Origin of the sequence: Gardnerella sp. DNF01198P (assembly GCF_049244165.1) — a bacterium.
In the GTDB taxonomy this organism is placed as follows: Bacteria; Actinomycetota; Actinomycetes; order Actinomycetales; family Bifidobacteriaceae; genus Bifidobacterium; species Bifidobacterium swidsinskii.
In genome coordinates this window covers 671,273-696,395 of sequence record NZ_CP058382.1, presented here as the reverse complement: position 1 = coordinate 696,395, position 25,123 = coordinate 671,273, and the positions used below count along the sequence as shown (strand labels likewise).

General features: G+C 39.1%; 14 protein-coding genes and 1 tRNA gene. 2 read left to right on the top strand and 13 right to left on the bottom strand.

What is annotated here, in order from left to right:
- The first annotated feature begins 24 nt into the window (after window positions 1–24).
- Entirely contained in the window at window positions 25–1,254 is a 1,230-nt protein-coding gene (locus tag HXT44_RS03055) for an acetate/propionate family kinase (RefSeq protein WP_064621523.1), read from the top strand.
- Between the two features lie 80 nt (window positions 1,255–1,334).
- Here HXT44_RS03055 and aroA read toward each other — a convergent pair whose 3' ends face one another.
- Together aroA and HXT44_RS03045 are read right to left on the bottom strand one after the other, a co-directional pair.
- The gene (aroA, locus tag HXT44_RS03050) at window positions 1,335–2,696 is read right to left on the bottom strand and encodes a 3-phosphoshikimate 1-carboxyvinyltransferase (protein ID WP_033888764.1); all 1,362 of its coding nucleotides are present in this window, start codon (window positions 2,694–2,696) and stop codon (window positions 1,335–1,337) included.
- 81 nt (window positions 2,697–2,777) lie between these two features.
- Window positions 2,778–2,851: transfer RNA gene (locus HXT44_RS03045), tRNA-Pro, on the bottom strand.
- A 184-nt stretch (window positions 2,852–3,035) separates the two neighbouring features.
- Here HXT44_RS03045 and HXT44_RS03040 point away from each other — a divergent pair.
- A complete protein-coding gene (locus HXT44_RS03040; protein ID WP_421783137.1) occupies window positions 3,036–4,139 on the top strand; it encodes an ABC transporter permease in 1,104 nt (367 codons plus the stop codon).
- A gap of 107 nt (window positions 4,140–4,246) precedes the next feature.
- On the opposite strand, the gene glgX is transcribed toward HXT44_RS03040, so the two are convergent.
- The 11 genes from glgX to HXT44_RS02985 all read right to left on the bottom strand — a co-directional run bounded on the left by glgX (window position 4,247) and on the right by HXT44_RS02985 (window position 25,081).
- On the bottom strand, window positions 4,247–6,376 hold the full coding sequence (gene glgX, locus HXT44_RS03035) for a glycogen debranching protein GlgX (RefSeq protein WP_032835386.1): 2,130 nt from the start codon (window positions 6,374–6,376) through the stop codon (window positions 4,247–4,249).
- A gap of 81 nt (window positions 6,377–6,457) precedes the next feature.
- A complete protein-coding gene (locus HXT44_RS03030) occupies window positions 6,458–7,342 on the bottom strand; it encodes a Nif3-like dinuclear metal center hexameric protein (protein WP_004106979.1) in 885 nt (294 codons plus the stop codon).
- 21 nt (window positions 7,343–7,363) lie between these two features.
- Window positions 7,364–10,411 (bottom strand): DNA polymerase I, encoded by a 3,048-nt coding sequence (gene polA / locus HXT44_RS03025; RefSeq protein ID WP_421783135.1) that lies wholly within the window; start codon window positions 10,409–10,411, stop codon window positions 7,364–7,366.
- A gap of 78 nt (window positions 10,412–10,489) precedes the next feature.
- The gene (locus tag HXT44_RS03020) at window positions 10,490–11,278 is read right to left on the bottom strand and encodes an ANTAR domain-containing response regulator (RefSeq protein WP_004111325.1); all 789 of its coding nucleotides are present in this window, start codon (window positions 11,276–11,278) and stop codon (window positions 10,490–10,492) included.
- Between the two features lie 232 nt (window positions 11,279–11,510).
- Complete coding sequence (gene menA, locus HXT44_RS03015) at window positions 11,511–12,596, bottom strand: 1,4-dihydroxy-2-naphthoate octaprenyltransferase (RefSeq protein WP_102704498.1); 1,086 nt, start codon at window positions 12,594–12,596, stop codon at window positions 11,511–11,513.
- Between the two features lie 54 nt (window positions 12,597–12,650).
- The gene (locus HXT44_RS03010; RefSeq protein ID WP_064621539.1) at window positions 12,651–13,424 is read right to left on the bottom strand and encodes an energy-coupling factor transporter transmembrane component T family protein; all 774 of its coding nucleotides are present in this window, start codon (window positions 13,422–13,424) and stop codon (window positions 12,651–12,653) included.
- Between the two features lie 59 nt (window positions 13,425–13,483).
- Complete coding sequence (locus tag HXT44_RS03005) at window positions 13,484–15,367, bottom strand: ABC transporter ATP-binding protein (RefSeq protein ID WP_064621540.1); 1,884 nt, start codon at window positions 15,365–15,367, stop codon at window positions 13,484–13,486.
- Window positions 15,368–15,569: 202 nt separating this feature from the next.
- On the bottom strand, window positions 15,570–16,151 hold the full coding sequence (locus tag HXT44_RS03000) for a tryptophan transporter (protein ID WP_012914058.1): 582 nt from the start codon (window positions 16,149–16,151) through the stop codon (window positions 15,570–15,572).
- A 143-nt stretch (window positions 16,152–16,294) separates the two neighbouring features.
- Window positions 16,295–16,921: a hypothetical protein gene (locus tag HXT44_RS02995; RefSeq protein ID WP_421783132.1), complete on the bottom strand. Its 627-nt coding sequence runs from the start codon at window positions 16,919–16,921 to the stop codon at window positions 16,295–16,297.
- Window positions 16,922–17,590: 669 nt separating this feature from the next.
- A complete protein-coding gene (gene pulA / locus HXT44_RS02990; protein ID WP_421783209.1) occupies window positions 17,591–23,245 on the bottom strand; it encodes a type I pullulanase in 5,655 nt (1,884 codons plus the stop codon).
- Window positions 23,246–23,503: 258 nt separating this feature from the next.
- Window positions 23,504–25,081 carry an alpha-amylase gene (locus HXT44_RS02985; protein WP_421783207.1) on the bottom strand — a complete coding sequence of 526 codons (1,578 nt, stop codon included), beginning with the start codon at window positions 25,079–25,081 and terminating at the stop codon, window positions 23,504–23,506.
- Window positions 25,082–25,123 lie beyond the last annotated feature (42 nt).

The following is a 25,123-nucleotide window of genomic DNA, read 5'->3' as shown; positions in this document are numbered from 1 at the left end:
TCAATACTTATGGAGGATGCCCACATGGCAAAAACCGTTCTTGTTATCAATTCTGGTTCCAGTTCGATTAAGTATCAGCTCGTTGACTTAGAAAGCGGTGAAGGTATCGCTTCCGGCATCGTTGAGAAGATTGGCGAGCCAGTTGACGGACACTACAAGCACGTATTCAATGGCGAAAAGCATGAGTTCGATGAGCCAGTTCACGACCACGAGCAGGGCTTAAAACGCGTACTTGGATTCTTCGAAGAATATGGTCCAAAGCTTTCAGAGTCTGGCATTGTTGCTGTCGGTCACCGCGTTGTTCAGGGTGGCTTAACATTCCCTAAGCCTGCATTAGTCAATGAAAAGACAATCAATAAGGTTAAGGATTTGGCAGTTTTGGCTCCACTTCACAACGGCCCAGAAGCTGTTGGCGCTGAAGTCATGACTGAACTTTTGCCAGACGTTCCGCAGATTATGGTATTCGATTCTTCCTTCTTCCATGCTTTGCCACAGGTTGCAGCAACTTATGCTTTGAATAAGGAAATTGCAGACCGCTATCATATTCGTCGTTACGGTGCTCACGGCACTTCTCACGAATACATTGGCTCTGTTGTTCCAAGCGTTGTAGGTAAGCCTGCAGAAGGTTTGAAGCAGATTGTTTTGCACATTGGTAACGGTGCTTCTGCTTCTGCTCAGATTTCTGGCAAGCCAGTTGAAACCTCTATGGGCTTAACCCCACTCGAAGGCTTAATGATGGGTGGCCGTACCGGCGATATTGATCCAGCTGTAGTCTTCCACCTTATTCGCAACGCTCACATGAACGTGGACGAACTTGATACTCTCTTCAACAAGCGTTCAGGCATGATGGGTATGACTGGTCATGGCGATTTGCGTGATATTCACAAGCTCATCGCAGAAGGCGATGAAAACGCTAAGCTCGCTCTCGGCGTATACGTGCACCGCATTGTTGGTTATATTGGCAACTATACTGCTCAAATGGGCGGCGTTGATGTCATTACCTTCACAGCTGGTGTCGGCGAAAACGACGAAATTGTACGCGCTCGCGTATGCGAAAAGCTTGAGCCATTCGGCGTTAAGCTCGATAAGGAAAAGAATTTGGTTCGTTCTAAGGAGCCACGCGTTATTTCCACTCCAGACAGCTCTGTGATTATTGCTGTAATTCCAACGAACGAAGAGTTGGCTATCGCACGCAAGGCTGCAGCTATTGCTGAAGCTGGCGAAGATAGCTACGGCAACAAGTTCAAGCACTAAATTGTTTGCGCTTAACTGCGTAGAACAAACAAATAAATAGATATAAATAATCCCGGGTCAAAAAGGCTCGGGATTATTTGTTATTCAAGCATTTTATGCCACATGCCTGGAAAATCAGGAATCGTTTTGCGAGTAGTAGAAATATTTTTGATTCTTATATTTTCTATGCGCAATCCAAGCATTGCAGCAAAAGTTGCCATTCTGTGATCCGCATAAGTTTCCATTACTTCCCCATGCATATGGTTACTTGGCTCAATACGAATTCCATCTTCGAGCTCTTTAGCGCCAATCCCAACTCGATTCAATTCATTAACTAACGCTTGCAAACGATTCGTTTCATGCCCTCTCAAATGCGCGATACCATGAAGTTCACTTGGACCGTCCGCAAAAGCAAGAATAGCTGCAATACTAGGAGCAATCTCCCCTGCTGCACTCAAATCAAGATATGGAATTGCTTTAATCGCACTATCGCTTTCCACATGCATTATTCCAGCATCATCACCTGTTTTTTCAAAATTAACTTTTGCACACATTTTTTCTAATATTCCAGGAAGCAATCCTCCAGGTTGAGTTGAAGAAAACGGCCAATTAGGTATACTGACACTTCCTCCAGCAATCAATGATGCTCCTAAAAATGGCGCAGCATTAGAAAGATCAGGCTCTATAGTAACAACGTTAGCTAGATTTATTTTACTCTCTTTAACATGCCACATTGCGTTGCTAGTCATATTTACAGACCCACCCGCTTTGCAAATATCGTCCATAGTCATGCGAATATGTGGCATACTTGGCAATGTGTCACCAATATGTTTAAGCTCTAATCCACCAGGAATACGTGAACCAATCAGAAGCAGCGCAGAAATAAATTGTGATGATGAAGAAGAATCAATTTGCACGATTTTTTCAGAAAAATTATTTATTTTAAATTCGACTGAAGGTGGCGTAATAGTAAAAGGTAAAAAACCCTCTTCTTCGTGATATTTTACGCGAGCACCAAGCTGCTCTAAACCGTCAAGAACTGGCTTCATAGGACGAGCATAAGCTTGCTTATCGCCATCAAATCGCACAGCTTTATTTGCAAATAAAGCTAAAGCTGCAACGAAACGCATTACAGTTCCAGCTAAACCGCAATACACTTCAGCATTATCTGGAACTCTAAAAACTCCGTCTTCTGGAGGAATTACACGAAGCTTAGTTCCATCTTCATTTAATGACTCACATCTAACGCCAAATGTAGATAAAGCGTTAATCATAAGATCCGTGTCGCGCGAGCGCAATAATCCTTGTAAAACTACTGATTTTGTGCCCAAAGCTGCCAAAATTAAATAACGATTCGACAAAGATTTACTGCCAGGAACCTCAATATAAGCTTTTAATTGATGATTAGCATACGGTGCTTTCCAAGGAGTAGTGCAATCTGCAATATCGTTAATATCACTCATACTATGAATACTATCGATTAACATGTACTGCTAAATAAGAATAAAAAGCAAAAATACGCATATTTCATTAGATATAAAAAGTCGGGGTGACAGGATTCGAACCTGCGACATCCTGCTCCCAAAGCAGGCGCGCTACCAAACTGCGCTACACCCCGAGACTTTTGAACTGATTACCAGTTCCAAGCACAATCAATTACAATAGCGCACTTTGCAGACAAATGCAAATTACGACACACGTATTATGAAAATTTTTTCTTCATTACAAAATTCAACTAGCAAAACTCATTACTAGCTACCAAACGATACAATAGAATTAGTTTGAAGAAAAAGGGGCTAAGTATGGGACGCTTCCAGCGAACAGAGGCAATGGGCTTAATATCATTCATAGTTTGCGCAGCTTGTGGAATGATTATTATGAGAATGTATATGGTAACAATGCCAGCGTTTTGGCAAATTAGTCAGCGACTATTCCTTACAGCTTCAACTATTGTGTCTTTGTGCAGCGTAGGCGCTTTTATTGTTGGATACTTGCGTACAAATAAAAAAGTTATCAGCCATCACTTAATTCGAGTAGCTAAGCATGCGTTTGAAATAACAGCACTTTCTACGATTTACGGCGCGACAATGTTTCTTATGTCTTTTGCTTTGCTATCTATTATTAATAGTATTATTGGCAGAGCAGCAATGAACAGTTATTTACCAGTATTATGCTCAGCATTATCTGGAATTGTTGGATACGCAACTCTTATTCAGGCTGAACTTCTCGAAGCTAAAACAGTGGCTTCTCTCCTGCCATTATTCGTTATTTCTGGAGCTGCAACTGCAGGTCTTACGACAGATGATCCGTGCTGGTATAACAATAATTTCTCTCAACTTGGAGACCGCACAACATTTGCAGCTAGTATGTTTAATGCAACACTTGTTTTGTCAGGAATTTGCATTATCATAACGAGCTACTTTGCTATTACTGAATTCGTTGCAACGCAGCATGAAATGCTGCAACACAATAGCCAAAAACTAATTAAACACTTCAAGATGCGCACAACTGTTATGGCAGCTTTGCTGATTCTTGGAGGAATATCGTTTATTGGAATAGGAACTTTTAGATACACACCACATCCTTTCTTACATGATTTGTGTGCTCGAGGAGTAACAGGATTAATTTGCACAATGCTTGTATGTCTTCCATGGCTTGCGCCTAAGCTTTCTCGCACATTCTATATTGCTTCCGATTTAGCGGTTATTCTTACTGCGTGGGCAGGAAATCAGTGGATACATGGAAATAATACTCTTACAAATGTTGAAGCATTATCGTGTCTGCTATTTCTTGGATGGATTATTGTATTTTCACGACAAGTTGCGGCTATGCAAAGCGATCGTCTTCAATCAAAAATAAATCAAGCTTTAGTATTAAATAGAAGCTCAAAAGCACAAATAGAATAAGAACAAAAAGATAAATTAAACTAACAAAAGCAGCGTAGAAACTTAAATTTCTGCGCTGCTTTTAGTTTTTACAAGTCACGAACTTCTTTACGAATAAAGCATAATACTCAACATTCTGGCTTATGCTCGCTCATAAGAAGCAAGAAACTACGAGATTGTGCGACAATATTAAATCCTGCTTCATATAACAATTCCGGACCCTTTGGATTATATGTGTCCACAATCAACTTCCACTTCTCACCATAACGTTTATCTGGCAAAGTAAAAGTAATAGGTTCATAATGCGCATTAAAAATAAGAATAAAGTCATTATCAACCATTCTCGTTCCATACCAGTCAGTTTCTGGAATATCCGAACCATTCAAATAAATCATCACAGATAAAGCATGAGTATTTGACCAGTCCTCCATATCCATAACAGTACCGTTATGGTCAAGCCATTCAACTTGTGGAATATCGCTTACATCATCTCCAGCAGAACGACCCGTAAAGAAACGACGACGATGCAACACAGGGTGCTTCAAACGCAGGTGAATAAGCTTAGAAACGAAATCGAACATATCTCGCTGAGTTTCGTTATAATCCCAGCTTATCCACGAAATAGCATTATCTTGGCAATAAGCATTGTTATTACCATTCTGCGTGCGCATGACTTCATCACCAGCGCATATCATAGGAATGCCCTGGCTCATCAAAAGAGTTGAGAACAAATTACGTATTTGACGTTCACGCAATTCGTTAACATCGTGAATATTAGTAGGTCCTTCAACACCGCAATTCCACGAACGATTGTCGTTCGCACCATCGCAATTGCCTTCTTTATTAGCTTCATTATGCTTTTCGTTATAGCTAACTAAATCGTTCATAGTGAAGCCATCGTGAGCTGTAATAAAGTTCACGGAAGCTACAGGCTTTCGTCCATTTTGCTCATATAAATCTGAGCTACCCATAAGTCTACTGGCAAATTCAGGTAATGTAGATGGTTGTGAACGCCAAAAGTCGCGGACACAATCGCGATATCTTCCATTCCATTCGGACCAACTTGGAGGGAATCCACCAACTTGATATCCACCAACACCAATATCCCAAGGCTCAGCGATAAGTTTTACACTTGAAATAATAGGATCCTGCTCAATAATGTCAAAGAATGCAGAAAGTTTATCTACTTCTTGGAACTGACGCGCAAGAGTTGCTGCTAAATCGAAACGGAAGCCATCAACATGCATTTCAGTTACCCAATAACGCAAACTATCTGTGATTAACCGCAATGCTTTTGGAGAACGCATAAGTAAGGAATTACCAGTACCGGTAGTATCAAAATAATGACGCTGGTCATTATCTACAAGGCGATAATATGCGCGATTATCAATACCACGGAAACTCAAAGTAGGACCACGATCATTGCCTTCAGCAGTGTGATTGTAAACCACGTCTAGAATAACTTCCATACCTGCAGCATGATATGCCTTAACCATTGATTTAAATTCGTTAACTTGCTCTCCGCGCTGACCAGAACTGGAGTAAGAATTTTGAGGAGCGAAGAAACCAATAGTGTTGTATCCCCAGTAGTTACTTAATCCTTTATTTTGCAAGAAAGAATCGTTTACAAACTGATGAATAGGCATCAATTCTATTGCAGTAACACCAAGCTTCCTTAAATAAGAAATAACGCTTGGATGTGCAAGTCCAGCATAAGTGCCTCTAATATCTGGAGGAACACGTTTATCAAGATTAGTCATTCCACGAACATGAGCTTCGTAAATAACGGAATCATGATACGGAATCATAGGGTGCTGATCATTACCCCAATCAAAATACGGATTAATAACTGCAGCCTTCATCGTATGATCCGCAGAATCTAAAGTATTCATTGCTGAAATATCATCTGGATTATCAAACCAATACGAGAAAAGACTCTCATCACCGTCTATATTTCCTTCAATCGCCTTGGCATATGGGTCAAGCAACAACTTATGAGGATTACACCATAAACCATGAGAAGGATCATAAGGTCCGTGAACACGATAACCATAACGCTGACCAGGCTGTATGCCTGAAACATAGTTATGCCACACGTATGAGTTCTGCTCAGTCATATCAATACGTGTTTCGTTATCATGCTCATCAAATAAACATAATTCAACGCGCTTAGCAACTTCGGAAAACAGCGCAAAATTCACGCCAGCGCCATCATAGTTTGCGCCAAGCGGATACATGGAACCTGGTCGTATATGCATAATATAAGTATCTCATATATTCGAGTAGTTTTCACGTCATGTTGACGTTATTTAAAAAAAGATTGAATTTAAATGAAAGCCTCAATTAATAACGTAATTCCATGGATCGCAAGCTTCACCTAACCAAGCAACTTCTGGACGCTCTCCATACATTTCTTCTATGCAATCAGCAATATCATTAATCGCATAAGTAAACCACAATGATTCAATAGCACTATGAGAAGTGTTAATAATCATAGGATATGTGTGTTGAATGTAATCTTCACCAGAAGAAAGACGCAGTTTCGATTCATATTTAGCTCGCTCAATTGCATCAAGTGCAGGATGATGACGCAAATCGCTTGTAACATATACGTCAACTTTTTCCTTGCGAACTTCATCTAACAAGCTTTCCCCAGAACCAGGCAAAACAGCTACTGTACTAACTTTCGCATCAAGATTTCCAGCAACTTGAACACCAACTTTTGTATGAGGAAGAACGTTAAAAACATTTTGCGCAAAATCACGCAATGATATTGGCACATCCAAAACACCAATTCTGCCTAAGCCAATGTTACGTCCAGCAGAATCAATCTGTTTAGAAACAACAATTGGGCGCAAATTATGAAGACCAAAATACTCTGCCGCAGCATGAGCAACTCCGCGCCACGCGACATCCGCATTAGTGTGACCAACCCATAGCGCACAATTATTACTAATTAAGCGCTGTACAATTTCGCCACGAACAGTTTCGTTTGAAACTCCATGCACAGCTTTGAAAAATAGCGGATGATGAGTCACTAATAGGTTTGCACCCATTGATAACGCTCGATCAACTGCGCTAATCGTAGGATCACTAACACATACGATTCGCTGAATTTGGGAATTCAAGTCTCCAACAATAAGACCAGGCTCATCCCACTCTTCAGCAAAGCTTAATGGGTACAATGTTTCTATAGCTTCAATTACTTTGCTTAATCTAATCATTTCTTCTACCTTTAAGCAGTGCTAATGCGCTGCTAGTTGCCAATCTACACCAACTCCAGTAGAAACATTAAGAGGAACGTCTAAATGCACAGCATTTTCCATAGCTTTACGCACAATATTTTCTACCTGCGCTTGCTCACCATGTGAAATTTCCAGAATCAATTCATCATGTATTTGCAATATTACGCGGCTGCGCACTTTTGCTTCACGCAATCCCAAATCAACACGAAGCATAGCAAGTTTCATAATATCTGCTGCAGTACCTTGTATTGGAGCATTAAGAGCTCCGCGCTCAGCAGCTTCACGAGATGCACGATTATTGGAAGAAAGTTGCGGGAAATACCTACGTCGACCAAACATAGTTTCTGTGTACCCAAGTTCTTTTGCCTTCGACACAAGAGATTCCAAATAGTCATGAACATTGCCAAAAGTATCAAAATACTTATTTTTTAACATTTCAGCTTCAGCCGGACTAATAGAAAGTTGTTTTGCCAGCCCATAAGTACTCAATCCATATGCCAATCCATAGCTCATAGCTTTTACGTGAGAACGTTGATCCGGCGTTACTTGTTCAACAGGAATCTTATAAACTAAGCTAGCAACATATTTATGAAAATCTACGCCGGAACGGAATGCTTCAATAAGAGTTTTATCATGAGATGCATGGGCCATAATACGAAGCTCAACTTGTGAATAATCACAACTCATTAAATATTCAAATTCTTCTCCTGGAATAAAAGCAGCACGAATTTCACGACCAGCAGCATTCCTATTAGGAATATTTTGAAGATTAGGATCAGCAGAACTTAAACGTCCAGTTGCTGCAATAGTCTGCTCAAAAGTTGTATGGATGCGCCTATCGTCATAATGAGCTGCATCAATTAAACTTTGCACAATCTGTTTCAATTTATTAGTTTCGCGATGTTTAAGTAAAGCACCCAAGAATTGACTTGCAGGTTCTTCGGGATCGAGTTTAACGTACATAGCTTGCAAAGCTTCGGCATTAGTCGTGTACGAGCCATTCTTTGTGCGACGAGTAGGTTTAAGACCAAAATGCTCAAAAAGTATTTGCTGCAGCTGCTTAGGGCTTTGTAAATTAACAGAACTACCTGCAACTTTCCAAGCCATATTTTGCGCAAACTCAGCATCTGCAGAAAATTGCTTAAGCATACCACTTAAACGTTGCATATCAACTGCAGCACCGACGTCTTCCATGCCACGCAAAACTCGCGAAATAGGCATTTCCAAATCAGTCATCAAACCAGTTTGTTTTCTATCATCAAGTGTTGAAGCAAAATGAAGAGCCAAAAGACGAATAAGAAGCGTAGTTCTTAAGAATTTAGCTTCACACGCTTGAGTTTGCTTTTCATTAGTTTCTTCTTCACTAGCTGGCATTCCATCGTCAATAAGAAGATCAAGCTCACCCTGCTTAGCTTCATTTTCACCCAAATTATCTTCATCTGACTGAATATCTAAATAATGTTCAGCCATATTTTCTAACGTTTCAGCTCGAAAATCAGGCTCCAATAAATATGATGCCAATCGAGTATCAAGAAGTGGAGTGCCAAATGAATTATTCGAATCGAATAATTTTAGCGATTTTAGCAATCCCAAATGCTTTTTATAATCATGCAATACTGTTATTGAGGAATTTTTTTGCAAGAACTTTCGTAACATCTCAAGCAAAGCTTGATCTGACGATTGCAAATCAGTCGTATATAATATTGCAGCTTTATTAGCAATAAGAATTATTAAACAATCTGCAATCAACTCAAAATGATGTTTTGAATTCTTATTGCACTCATGAGCGTATATTACAACTTCTTGATTTTTCAGTATAGGTTCGGCACATTTACGAGAATTATTTATAATTTTTTCGGAATTTAATTCTTCAAAAGTGTCTTCAGTATTTTTTGAATCTTTCTTTATTTTTGTATAAAGCAAAGAAGAAACTGAATTCTCCCAATCAATAAAGTCCTCTACAGTTTTAACATGATGTAAGTCAATGCCTGCTAGCATTTCTTGAAAATTTTCTGCGTCAATATTTGATTGAGCACTTTGAGCTAGCTTATCATTATTAGCGTCACCTTCATACGTAGACGAAAACATTATACGCATATTATTTTCGATAGATTGTTGCATACCGTTGCTAAAAGTTTTGAGAATCTTTCTCTTTTTTAATTCGCCAAATTCAAGTTGAGACAGCAAGATTCCTAATTTTGCAGCATCAACATCACCAAAGCACAAATCATCTACAGTTACACCTAAATCCAAATCGCAAACTAAAGCATTAACTTTACGGTTTAAACGAACTTGATCAATATTTTCTCTTAAAGCTTCTCCCTTTTTACCGCTAATCTCATTCGAATGTTCAATAATATTTTCTAGGCTGCCGAATTGATTAATCCATTTAGCAGCGTACCCATCTCCAACACCTGGAACTCCTGGAATATTATCTGCAGTTTCTCCTCTTAACGCTGCTAGATCAGGATATTGCTTAGGCGTAACATGATATTTTTCATAAACAGCATTCTTATCCATTTCTTTTAAGTCTTTAAAATGCTGTCCTGGATATAAAACAGTAATATTGTCATCTATAAGTTGGAATGCATCACGATCGCCAGAAAGTACTAAAGTTCTATAACCGGCATTCGAACCCATTACTGCAAGAGTGCCAATAACATCATCACCTTCATAACCGGGTTTCTCAATATAAGTGACACCAAGAGCTTTAAGCATCTGTTGAATGATAGGAAGCTGCGAAAGAAGCTCCTGTGGAGCAGCATCACGAGTACCTTTATATTGAGGCAGCATAGTATTTCTAAAAGTTCCACCTTTAACGTCAAAAGCAATAGCTAAGCGGTCAGGCTTCTCTTTTTTTACAACCTGTGAAAGCATAGTAATAAATCCCCAAATGGAATTTGTTGCTTGCCCAGAGCGAGTAGAAAAATTATCCGCAGATATTGCAAAAAAAGCACGGAACGCAAGAGAATGGCCATCGACAACCAACAACGTTCCTTTCTCATTCTTAAGTTCCGAAGAATGTTCTTCAACGATGTCGGTATTCACTGTTGACTACTCACCCACGTTCCGTAATTACTAATAAATAACTATGCACTTATATAAAAATGAATAAATATAACCCTACTAATTTTCAGATGAAGATTCTACTTTATCATCGCTATACTTTGCAATAATAGCCATTGCAAGACGCTTCTTAGGGATACGCTGATCCATAGAAGTTTTTTGAATCCAGCGGAAAGCACCCTGCTCAGAGAATCCAGCCTTATCCATAAGAAGACCTTTAGCACGGTCTACAAGCTTACGTTCTTCTAAAGTATCTTCAGCTTTCTTCAACTTTTCTTCTGTTTTCTTCAACTGATCTTCAGCATCGTGTAACTTGTTTTCTGCACGCTCAACACTATCTAATAAATCGTTGATTTCACTAAAGCGACCCATAGCAACTTCCAAAGCAGGAAGAAGTTTAGATTCTTCATATGGCTTAGTAACGTACGCCATCGCTCCAGCACCAGTTGCTTGTTTTACTAAATCTGACTGTGAAAAAGCAGTGAGCATTACTACAGGAGCAATATTCTCATCACAGATTGTTGCAGCGGCAGTAATGCCATCCATAACAGGCATCTTAACATCCATGCATACAACATCTGGATGATTTTCACGAGTCAACTCAATAGCTTCTTGACCGTTAGCAGCCTGACCTATAACTTGATATCCGTTATCTTCAAGCATTGCAACTAAATCCATACGATTAACTGATTCATCTTCTGCAACTACTACAGTACGAATATGATTGGCCTTTTTTTCTTTAGCTTCTCGCTGAACAGCTTCATCATCTGCAGCTTTGCGCAGCTCATCATCAGTAAGTACCTCAGGCATTGCTGGCTCTGTCCCTTCATTTTCATCCATACCTGGCATATCCAAAACCTCACTTCATTGCCACACATTCACAGGACAACATCGCCATGCATCTTTAACATGGCGTTCGCGCAACGGCACACTCACAAACACTAGCGAAAATTGCGCATCATAACACAATCTGCAAGTCATTAAAATACCGCATGCGCACCATGTTCGTGTCAATTAATAATATCATAAGAATTGCAAGACGCGCGAACAAGCACATACAATTAGCACTATTTTGCTTATTTTATATAATCGCAGATAATAATACAGCCAACGCACCAAGTATTGCCTGAGCAACGCACATAGGAAAAGCATCCTTATAGTCACCCATAAGCACACATTTAGTAAATTTATAGGCTTTAATAATAATAACTAACAATAAAATCCACTGAAAAGTAGCAAAAAATAAATGCCACGAAGAATTGCATACAATTGCACTAAAACTGAGGAAAATTTCAACACTATAAAAGCGCCATATTGACGGCACTGCTGAAGGTAACGCAATAATCAAAACAGAATATGCAATCAAAAGAACAGCAGAAACAATGCTCATAGCAGCACATAAACGTCTGCCATTGCGCTCGCCAATTTTAACCATAGCAGTTATTTTTCCATGCTCTTTATCGCTTTTAATATCTCGAAGATTGTTTATCATCATTAAGCATGCCGAATAAGCACCAGGAATGCAAGATATTAGCACACATGCCAAAATCCTTTGCCTGTTATTGATAAATATGCTAGTTTCTGGAATACCAATTCCGTATGTAATTGCGCATAACGAACCAATAAAAGGAACAGGACCGAAAAATACAAACGCACTTACTTCTCCCCAACCTTTATAACCGTAAGGATGTTTACCTCCTGCATAAAACCATGCTGCAGCTAAGCACGCAATTCCAAGTAAAATAAACCAATATATTCCAGTTCGCAAAACAATAATCAAACCAAAAATACAAGAAATAAAAGCAGAAATTATTACGGCTTTAAACACAGATTTCGCGGAAATTCCAGCATTTGCAAGGCGCCAAGATACATCGCACAAAGGTTTTGAATTATTGCTACTTAAAGCACGCAAACTACGATTATCATCCAAGCCATTCAATCCGTCACAATAATCATTGGCATAATTGACGGCGATTTGTATAAACGCAGCAACCATGCAGCACAAGAAAAATTGTATAAAACATTGCTCTAGATGCATAACTGGTTCTTCAAAATACGAAAATCGTATCATTCTAAATGAAACCGCAAACGCCATAACAACAGGAACTAAGCCTATTGGAAGCGTGTAAATTCTTGCACCCTTAAGCCAAATTTTTACACTTTTCATCAAAAGCCTCATAAATTATTTATGATTTATTTATTTATGATTTACACAAATATTTTATACTAAATTTGGCAAAAAGATTGAAGTGCATATTGGTAAAGCAATAATAAGTGCAGAAATAACTAAAGACAAGAATCCACGCCATCCGAATGGGTATTTATAATACGAAGACTTGCGTGTACGCAAATAAAAGCCGCGCTCTTCCGCTGCTAGCGCAGAACTATCTGCTTTACGCACTGAAGAAACCAAAAGAGGCACAATAAGAGGCATCATGAGTTTTAATTTTTTAAACGGATTTTTAGTATCATACTCAACACCACGAGCCATTTGAGCTTCTGTGATTTGAGACATTTCGTAAGCAAAAATTGGCACGAAACGCACTGCCGTTGTAATAGTAAAAGCGTAGCAGTATGGCACATGCAAATATTGCACTACAGCATTTGCAAGATCGTTTAATTTAGTTACTGTTAGTACGGTAACAAGAGGAAAAGCAAAGCAGAACAATCTCAAAGCAGCTTTTGCACCAATATCAATGCCGTGCAATGTGAACCACAAGAAAATATAGTTGCCACTTTGAGCAATAACAGTCTGCAGCAAAAACATTACGCAAGAAATTATTAGCATAGCTTTAATAAGACCAGATAATGTTTTAACAACACGAGTAAAAGCCATGCCAATAAAAATAATAGCTGCAAGCGCAATAAGCGCGGAATACTGTTTAGCAATAAACACGCTTATTACAACACTCGTAGCAAGAATTAGTTTTGCAATAGGATTAGTGCGATGAAGAAAAGTGTTACCTGGTTGGTAAGTTAATAATCTCGTTTTCATAAATATCAGACGCCTTTACTTCTACTTTTATTTGCTACTTTTATTTGCTATTGCTTCTGTTAATTCTGCTGATTCTGTACAGTCTGTTTTGTGATTTTTTCGCCGCGCAACGCTTCTACTAATTCTTCGCGCACATACAAGCCATTGCACTTATTAAATCCATGCGCAACCAAGCCTTGAGAAACGGAACACAATAATGGTGGATACAATGCTGCAGCAGAGCACACTTCCGGTTTTTCAAACACATCGTACGCTGAACCATCAATAATAAGCCTTCCATCATTAATTGTTATAAGTCGAGTTGCATAATCAAGCACAACTTCCATATCGTGACAAACCATAATCACGCAGCAACCGTTTTTTCTTAAACGCTCTACAACTTGCATAATTCTCATGCATTCCTTGTAATCAAGACCGCAAGTTGGCTCGTCAAGAAGAAGAATCTTAGGATTTGTTACAACTGTTGCAGCTAAAGCAACCATTTGACGCTGGCCACGAGAGAGCATAAACGGGCTAGCTTCAGAATCCAGCTCCAACTCATCAATAATTTCCATTGCGTGAGCTTTAGCTTCGTCCTCATTCTGACCAATCAAAATACAGCTTAAAGTAACTTCTTCAAGTACCGTTTCTTTGCATAATTGTCGGTCAGGATTTTGAAATAAGGTAGATACATATTTTGCTATTTGACTAATACGAAGAGACTTAGTGTCAACGCCATCAATTGTTACGTTGCCTTCTGTTGGTTTTAATAAACCATTAATAATTTTGGTAATAGTTGTTTTGCCAGCACCATTTCTACCAACAAGAGTTACGAGCTCTCCAGCGTAAGCTTCAAAAGACACGTTTTTTAGCGCACTAACGCCACTTTGATACAAAAAACTGACGTTTTTAAGCGAAAGACATGGTGAATCGTTTTTCGATTTATTTTGTGCGTAAGATTGTGTAGAGACTTGCGATTCGTGTGAAAAGTCGCAAGCAAGCGCCGATTTATTTGAATCGCATTCACGATTATCAAATTCACTATGTGAATCAACATGTGAAGTCAAAGATTTTTCACTGTTAATCGTATTAACAATAGTATTTACTGTATCTTCTACAGACACAGGCAAATCGCTTTTAGAGCAAATATTCTCACGCTGTAAATCATTAACCAAATGCGTAGTACGCGGATAATTTATTCCAATAGAATAAAGCAAATCCATATTTTTCAACGCTTGGCTAACAGGCAAATCAAGCGACAAAATGCCATTAGAAAGCACAACTAAACGCTTGCAATACTCGCTTAAAAGCGCAACTTTTTGCTCAATTACAACAACCGTTATTCCAAAATTCTTATTCAAATCTTTAAGAATCGAAAAAATCATTTTAGAAGAAACAGGATCTAAAGCGCACGTCGGCTCATCTAACACCATAACTTTAGGCTTTAGCGCAAGAATAGCAGCAATTGCAACCTTCTGCTTTTGACCTCCAGACAAAGTGTCTAAATCACGGTTACGCAAATCACTAATGCCAACAATTTGCAAAGCTTCATCTATTCGACTTGGTATTTCGCTATGCGCAACGCCAAAATTTTCTAAGCCAAAAAGAATCTCATCTTCAACATTTGCGGCAACCATTTGCGCATCAATATCTTGAATAACAGATCCAACCAAGCAAGCAATGTTAGTTAAAGCAAGATTGTTAGTGTCTTGACCCGCAATCTTAACGCTTCCTAAAAGTTCGCCAGAATAATGATGCGGAATCGCGCCAGAAAAAAGCGAAGCAAGAGTTGTTTTTCCAGAGCCAGAAGGACCAATAATTCCCACAAATTCGCCAGATTCTACGCTAAGACTTACATCTTTTAGTGCAAAAGTGGAATCTTGTGCCTCTGAAGAGTCTAAAGAATCATCTTTATTCCGATTCACATACTTAAAAGACACATCTTTTAGCTCAAGCAAAGGCACAATAATTCCTAACTCTTAGAAACCTAACAATTACAATTACTAATGATATCTTACGATTATATTTATTCTGCGATTATATTCTTTGATGATTATATGACTTGCTGCATATTATCCAGCACAAACTATTCAACAAAATCATCAAATACATATCATCCAAAATACATATCATCTAAAATAAATCATCCAAAACAAATTCAAACACTTACTTATGCAGAACGAGTCGAATTGGGGTGTAAAGCACTTCAACAACAACAGCATTAAACACAGCAGTTCCAAAAATGATTGGAAGCATAACAAAAATCGTCTTAGGAGAATGAAGAACAAAGAAAGATGCAGTAGAAGCAAATATTAAACCAGAAACAACTGTAGTTATAAAAGTTGCTATAAGTGGGAAAATACTGAACTTTCTAGCAGCATCCTTAGGGAAAACGCGAACATAAGCCATAATCATCAAAGTCATAACAATCGCTGCCGGAATATCGCAAACATAATTAAGACCAGGAATAGATGCGTTAAATTGCATCAAAGTTGCAGCCAAAGCACCAATAATCGCGCCCTGAATAACATTTGGACGAACAAGCAAGATTGCAAGACAGAATGATGCGATTAAAAAGTTTGGTTTAATGTTTCCAATTGAAAGTGCTTTTGCAGCAGTAAAGTCAAGAATACATCCTGCTGCAAAAAGAACTGCAACCAACACTAAAGACGTAATATCTAAAGCATGCTTTTTAATGCTTACAGCATTAATCATGCTATCTGCATGTTCGCTAATTTCCTGATTCATAATCTTCTCCTTCATAATGCGATAATCAAATTTTAATTATCGACTTTTGATATTTATTTATGCTTACTTACATTCATTTATGTTTGTTTATATTTGTTTGCGTTTATTCAAGTTAATTTATTTACTTATTCTTCAATGTTGTTTTACTTGTGCAAAACAAGTCGAATTGGAGCGTAAAGCACTTCAACAACAACTGCATTAAATACTGCAGTGCCCAAAATAATTGGCAACATAACCATTACCATATTGGGAGAGTGAAAAATGAAGAAAGCAGCAATAAGAGCAAAAATGCAACCGGAAATTACTGTAGTAATGAAAGTAGCAATAAATGGGAATACACTTACTTTACGAGCTGCATCCTTTGGGAACACGCGAATATAACCAATTAATATTGCAGTCATAATGATTGCAGCTGGAATATCACAAGCATACTCAAGGAACGGAATCGAAGTATTAAATTGAATTAACGTTGCAGCCAAAGCACCAATAATAGCACCCTGGTAAAGCTTCGGCCTAACAAGCAAAATCGACAAGCAGAATGAAGCAATAACAAACTCAGGCTGAATATTTCCAATAGAAAGAGATTTTGCAACAGTAAAATCAAGAATACATCCAGCTGCAAAAAGCACTGCAACTAACACCAGTGAAGTAATATCTAATGCGTGATTCTTAACTTTCACATTTTGCATCATTGCAGCTGCAGCATCTGTAGTTGCGTTTGCACCATTGTTGTAAGCTTCCTTAACGGTTTCGTTAATTTCTTGAGCCATGATTTCTCTCCTTGTTTAAGCTTCATATTATTTGAATACAAAGCTATCGAATATTTTGTTGTTATTTGTGATTTGTGATTTGGTTATTTTTTAAAATTTAAGCTTATATACAAAAAGACCTCCGGGCTTACCCCGGAGGTCTTTTATAAGCTTTTATACGCAGCTTCTAAAACTTCAGAGTAAACTCACACCAAAGAGAAGACTGCCACCACCACATACGAGCAGCGTTAAGAGCATTGTGAGATTCAGCATTCATGTTCATGTTACGCATGATAACTGCCTCCTTAAGCTCATTAGCTGACTGTGGCTCACACACAAACCTCAACCGAAGTATTCGATATTTATTTGTGTTGGAAATGATGCTAACACTGCAAAAGTACAAATGCAAATATTGATTCGTAAAATATAATCATATTTTCAAAAATATAAGCAAAACATTACTTTTTAAAAATCTCCTATAAACCATTCTTACATAAGGAAAACAGCTACTATAATTTTAAAAAACGCCCGAAATTATTCAAAGCAAAAAATTTCTAAAAATAAGCGCAACACGCAAGCAAAAATAAAAAATGAGGGTAATAGCTTAGCAATTGCTACTACCCTCATTTTTTATTAAAACCTCAGTACTTAATCACAAAACACAAAATTATGCGAAAAGCACTTTGGATTTTAATAATTGCAAGACAGATGCTTAGAACGCCTTACTTTAATCAAGAAAGCACCTGCAACAGGCAACAATATTGCAATAATAAATGCGATTTGCGCTACACTACTGCCTGTTGAACTTAACGCATGAACATTCTTCTTAACAGCATTATTTACTACTGTTATTTCAGTCCAAGCAACTTGATTACCTTTTTCGTCAACCAAAACAACCGTATGCTTTCCGGTATATCCAGCTGGGAACTGAGCATCAAATTGAGGCTTGCCATTAACCATGCGAACAGTCACAAACTTTGAACCATCAGCACCCTTAAGCAAACGAGGAGATGAGTAAATGTACGCGTATGCGTAAACTACTCCATCACGCTGCAAACGCTCGGTGAACTCTTTGTTTACAACATTAATTCTCACACTGTTAACAACACCTGCAGTTGCAACATTATTGTTACCAATGCTAAGAGTTCCCTTTAATTCTGGATTAAGCTGCTGAACTGTTTTCGGAGCAACAGGTACAGGAGCAGATTCTGCTGGCTTAGCTGGAGCTGGTTTAGCAGAATCAGCTGGAGCCGGCTTTTCTGTTTTTTCTGACGGAACTGGCTTTTCCGACGGAACAGAAGGCTTAGACGGCTTTGATTGTTCACTGGACTCAGACGGAGTCGGCTTCGGAGCAGGAGCAGGAACTTGCTGATGCTCACCAGGTTTTGGAGCTGGAGCTGGCTTTGTGCCAGGCTGATCAGGTTTTGGCTTCTCAGGCTTCTTACTAGGATCCTCACCAGGCTTTGGCTTTTCACCAGGCTCAGACGGATTCTCAGGCTGTTTGCCAGGCTCATCACCAGGCTTTGCATCCGGAGGAATTGGCTTAGATTCCTTATCTTTACTAAGCAATACTGCTGTAGAAACAGGAGCAATCTTGTATGTGCCATCATCAGCAACAGTTGCATCTTGAGCAGTATCATTCACTTTGCCATTAGCAACAAGTGCAGAATACTTTCCTGCTGGAATCTTTACTTGAGTTTCAGCATTATTAGCATTGAACACTACAACATATTGCTTATCTGCATCGTTAAGTGTGTAAGCAATTACACCATCAGGAGTACCATCAATCATCTTCATGTTCTTGTTAATTGTTGCATAATCAAAATCACGAAGAGATTTAATGCTCTTGCGTAGCTTCAACAATCCCTTGAAATAGGTCACGGAATCAGACTTGTCAGCAGCACGATTCCAATCAAGAGCATTGTCTTTATCGCCAGCATTGTAACTATTATCGTTACCATTCTTAGTTCGCAAGAATTCCTGACCAAGCTGAATAAACGGCATGCCACGAGAAAGCAAAATCATTGAATTTGCAAGCTTTACTCGTCTCAATCGTACGTCTTCAGTGTCGTTAGGAGCAGAGACCTTTAGCTTATCGTACAACGACAAGTTATCGTGAGCTTCAACATACTGAACAATTTGACCTGCATCAGCAAAGTGCGTTTCAGCATTACCATTCCAGCACTTAACAGTACTACTCGTGCCAAATTGGCAACCAAGCAAATTATGCTCAAGCAAAGCCTTAACACCTTTATCTGTATTGCCATTGACAAAACCAGTACCCTTAGCAGCAAACACAGAACCTTTTACAGAATCGCGGAATGAATCGTTAAAGAACGCTACTCCTGGAATCTTATAAGCATTAGGTTGAATAGTAGACTCGCTCTTAGGAAGCAGTTCATTCATATCCCAGCCTTCACCGAGCACAATAATTGACGGATCAATCTTATTAAGCTCAGCACGCACTTCTTGCATAGTCTTCAGGTCAATTAAGCCCATCAAATCAAATCGGAAGCCGTCGAGGTTGTAATGCGTAGCCCAATACTTCACAGAATCCAAAATATACTTGCGCATCATTTGACGTTCAGACGCAGTATCGTTACCGCATCCAGAATTACCATTCAGAGCACCATCCTTATAGCGGAAGTAGTATCCAGGAACTGTCTTGTTAAACGAATGATTTTGTGCGTTGTAAACATGGTTGTAAACAACATCCATAATCACGCGCAAACCAGCCTTATGAAGGCCAGCAATCATTTGCTTAGCTTCCTGAACTCGCGTTGTTGGATTGGCAGGATTTGTAGAGTAAGATCCTTCAGGAACATTGTAGTTTTGCGGATCATAACCCCAGTTTTGAGCGCCTTGCTTTCCATAGCTCAAGTCACCAGTTTCATTCACAGAACCAAAATCATACATTGGCATGATTTGTACGTGAGTGACACCAAGCGACTTCAAATAATCAAAGCCAGAAACATTCTGCTTATCTTTAGTCTTAGTGCCTTCTTCTACTACGCCAAGATACTTGCCACGATGAGCATCGCTAATACCAGAGTTTGGATTGATCGAAAAGTCACGAACATCCATTTCTGCAATTGTTGCGTCACTTGGATTCGTAAACTTTGGCATACGATTTCCAGCACTGCCTGCGTCTTTATCTGCTAATACAACAGAACGCTCACCGTTTACTACTGCAGCTTTCGCATAAGGATCAGCAGAAACATTCACTGTGTCATCAGCAAAATGAACTTCATATGCGTAAGCTGTATTAGCTTTGTCACCTTCAAGCTTTACAGACCATACGCCACGATCTTCTGCTTTCATAGCTGTTTCTTTGTCTTTTTCAGCTTTTTCATCAGTCGACTTATAAGTAATCAGCTTTACTTCAGTTGCTGTTGGAGCCCAAAGCTTGAAAGTAGTTGAAGAAGCAGAATACACAGCACCTAAATCATCGCCAGTATAAGCGTATTTCTTATCGAATTCATCGGTACGAATTACGCTAGCACCAGTTTTTGAGGAAGCAGAAAGCTTAATATCTTTAGCTAATCCCTTAATACTCAACTCATACTTGTGTTTAATATTAAGTTCATTCTTGGTTTCGATAGTAATCTCTGAACCATTAGCTTTAGCAGAAGCAATTTCAACTTTCTTGCTAGGATTTTCACTAGCATCCAAAAGTGTTACGTCAGAATCTTTTACAGAAGACACGTCACCAGACACTTTTACAACTAACTTCTTTAAGCCAACAATATCAGCAGACATCACGTGAGCTGTAAGTTGTGGCATAGTAGCGTTTAAGTATACTGTCATGTCATCTTGCATTAACCAGACTTCAGCACTACCCTTGTTTGGATCACTTGGATCTAGCTTAATCGCGTTGTTTGGAATAAGTCGGTCACTAGGATCTTGTTTATCCCAATCATTATTTGGCGTAGACTTTCTAACTTTGAAGCCAACACTGTCAATACCAGCATCATTCTTAGCAGTAAAGGTTGCAACTTTGCCATAATCGTCATGCGAAGTGAAGTAACGAGCAGTACCACCGGTTCCGTCATTCCAAGTCCACATGTTCCAGCCTTCATAATCGCCAGCATTCCTGCGATAATGAACTGTTACCTTTAGCTCTTTTGGCTTCTTCTTAAGATTGTCTGGAGCAGTAAACTGCGTAGTATCCGATCCGCCTGTTACCCAAGCTTCAGCAAGACCACTTGCGCAGTTTTCAATAGCACGATCGCCACCGTCTTTATTCCAATCTTTTGTAGTAGTAATAAAGGAAAGTGACTTGTTTTCAAAAGCTCCATCAACTGTAGTTTCAAAAACTTTGCCGAATTTATCACTGCCATTGAACTCATGCCAAGCTCCAGGTAAATCTTTACCATCCTTGTCTTTGCCCCACAAATAAACGCCAATATCGCGAGTATCACTCACTTTTTGTGCGTAGTGGATGCGAACAGTAGTCTTTGGATTATATGCTACTGGGCAAGGATTTACTCCAACGCTACCCTTGTGATCTTGAGCTACATACGAATCAGTGTGAGCTGGAATCTTAAAGTTATTATTATCTCCTTCGTGATACCAGTAATCTTTGCCATCGTTAAATACTGCTTCATAAGCTTTGCCATTGGTTGTAATTGTCTTCTTATACCAACCATCGCAAGCCTTTTGCATCTCTTCGCCAGGAACTGTAGTCCAGCTTGAGCCTATGCCGTAATGAACATATACTTTTTTATCTTTAAACTTTTCATCTGGCTTAAAGTAAATAGTTGTTGTAGGATCTTCTGGCATACCTGCATCAGGCTTTTCTTCACCATATTTAGGATCAGATGGATCAGCGGCAGAGCTTTTTGGATGATTAGCTTTTGTTGCATTAACATGTAAAGCTACAGCTTCGCGAGCGCCAATCTTGGTTTTAACTTCACCTTTTTCAACTTTAACAGTCTTAGAGCAGTCTCCTGCAGCATACACATTGCAGTACTCACCATCAGGCAAATCAGTCTTATAAGAAACTTCTTTTTCGTCAAGCGAATTGTTGATTGCTAAGAAGCCCTTGCCTTCACGGCTAAAAGCAATGTTGTTATCACCATCATCCTGCCAATCGGTGACTTTTGCACCTTGAACAGCATTGTAGAATCCAATCATTCCACGAATAGAAGTCCAACGCTGAGTACACTGCCAATTGGAATCCTTACCACAACTCACATCTGGAACAGACGTTTCAGTTGCACCAGGCGCACCTTCATCATGAGCATCGAACTTGTATCCTGAATACACGTTTGGAGTGCCGTATGGCCACGCGAGCATGAAAGCGTTTGCTAAAGCGTAACGACGACCGTCCTTATACGTAAGCACGCTGTTACCGCGCTCTGTATCCCAATTCGTAACGAAAATAGCAGCTTTATCGCTCTTAACCATTCCGTCTTGAACTTTGTTCAAAGGCTTACTTGCCTTCATCAGCGAGCCTTTGAAACTTTGCATAAGCTGGTAAGAGTAGCCAAACTCGTTAACTTCGCCTTCATTCAAATGCGCAGCTGGCTGAATTTGTTGAGCTTCTGAAGGATTGCCAATAGTTTCCTGCATCCACCAGATGTCATGAATCTTTTTGCTATCTTCAACACTTTCGTTGTATTGCCTTATAGCAGAAGCTTTAATGCCCCTCATATCTTCTGGCGAAATATGCTTTACAGCATCAACACGGAAACCAGCAACACCAAGCTTCAACAAATCTGCAAAATACTTACCTAAAACTTGCTGAACATGCGGCTTAGAAGTATCCAAATCAAGCAAACCAACAAGTCTGTGAGTCCAAACTTCTTCAGCATTCGTGTAATCTTTAATATTTTCAGTGCTCTTATGGAAATCATCCTTAGTGTATCCAGCGTCTTCAAAAGTCTGCGAAGCAGCATCATACTTACTACCACCAACGCCAACAGTATCCTTATTATCAACGCCAGCCATGTGATTAATCACAGCATCAGCAATAATCCCAACGCCCTTTGCCCTGCAAGTAGTAATCATATTCTTAAACTCAGATTCAGTGCCAAGTTTAGAATTTAATTTGTAGCTCACAGGCTGGTAAGAAGTCCACCACGCTGTACCTTTAATATGATCCTGCGGCGGAGACACCTGCACATACTTCACACCTTCAGGACCATAAGTTTGCTTACACTCTTTTGCAATACTTTTCCAATTTTGCTGAAAAGCAGTAACAATAACACCTTTACCTTTAAGAGTTACATTCGAAGAAGTTTCTTTGCTATTGCTAGACTCCCCGCTAGTCGCAGCGTTTGCGCTAATTGTAACAGCAAAACCAGTTACAAGCATTGCAACAGACGCAACAACAGCAACCATCTTCGATGCAAAGTGTCGACGATGACTCATCAGTATCCTTTCCTCCATTGGTATTAACGCGCTTCTTCCTTGGATGCATTAATAGCCTTAATACACAAGCGATGGCTAGCACAACCATGATGCTAACCATCGCCCATAATGTGTATAATCAGCGGAGAAAATTATAACATCTACATACTGACAATATTGCAATAACTATACAAAAACTGTAATAATATCAATATAAATTTATTTCCAAATCGTCTTTTACTTCACATCCTACTTATTAGAACCTGCCTTATTTTTGTGCAAAATCAAAGCTAGTTCAATCAATAGCACAGCGAAAACAATTACAATCATCGTAACAGTACTAAACGTGGAAGTACTTCCAAAATGCTCTACAGCCTTAACATGCAAAGCAATAGCAGAATAAGCTGGAATAGTTGTCTCAACTTTCCCACCATTTACAGTAACTGTGCTAAAGCATTTACGTGAAGCATATACGTTACAATACTCACCGTCAGGCAAATCAGTTTTATAACTCACATTTTTAGGCTTATCAGTATTGTTAATCGCCAAGAATCCCTTGTTTCCGCGGCTAAAAGCAATGTTATTATCGTTGTCATCCTGCCATTGAGTCACTTTCGTGCCCTTAACAGCATTGTAGAATCCAATCATTCCACGAATCGAAGTCCAACGCTGAGCACATTGCCACTTTGAATTCTCGCCGCACTTTACATCTGGAATGTGCGTATCAGTTGCACCAGGAGCACCATCATCGCGCTGCGTGAACTTATATCCAGAATAAATATTTGGTGTTCCATAAGGATAAGCAAGCATGAAAGCATTAGCTAACTCGTACTTTGCTCCATCCTTATAAGTGAGAACTCGAGTCGAATTGTCACGCTCAGTATCCCAATTAGTCACAAAAATAGCGGCTTTCTTATTAGGAATAAGCTGATCTGTAATATGAGACAAATTCTCAATTGAGCCATAGAAATAATTACGCAAGCGATACGAGTATTCAAACTCATCTACTTCACCTGTACCAACATATTGATTCGGCTGAATTTTAGGATCTTGTTCAGGGAAACCAATTGTTTCTTGCATCCACCATATGTTTTCAGGCTTCGTTCCAGCAGCTTTAGCAGCAGCTTCTTTTATGCCTTTCACATCCTCAGGACACATATGTTTTGCGGCATCAACTCTAAAGCCTGCAACACCCATTTTTAGCAATTTTGCAAAATAGTTACCAAGAATTTTTTGCACATGAGGCTTAGAAGTATCCAAATCAAGCAAACCAACTAAACGATAATTCCAAACGACTTGCGCATCTTTATATGTGTAAATATCTTTATCTATTTGGTGAAAATCATCTTTTGTGTAACCAGCATCCGGATAGCTTTGATTTGCCGCATCATACTTACTACCGCCAACACCTACACTATCTTTATTGCTATCACCGGTTGTGTGATTAATTACAGCATCAACAACAATTCCAACACCAGCAGCCTTGCAAGCAGTAATCATATTTTTAAACTCGTCTTCAGTGCCAAGCTTTGAATTTAGATTGTAACTAACTGGCTGGTAAGAAGTCCACCACGCTGTACCTTTAATATGATCCTGCGGCGGCGAAACCTGTACATAACTCACACCCTCAGGACCATAAGTTTGCTTACACTCTTTTGCAATACTTTTCCAATTTTGCTGAAAAGCAGTAACAATCACACCTTTTGGCGGAAGACCGTCTGTTGATTTAGTTGAAGCAAATGCCGAAGAATTTGGAACAATAGCAAAAATACACATTAATACTGTTGCTACAGCAGCAATTGCAGCAATTGCAGTAAAAGAGCACATTACATTGCGCTTGTAATTATCGATTAATTCGCAAGCATAATT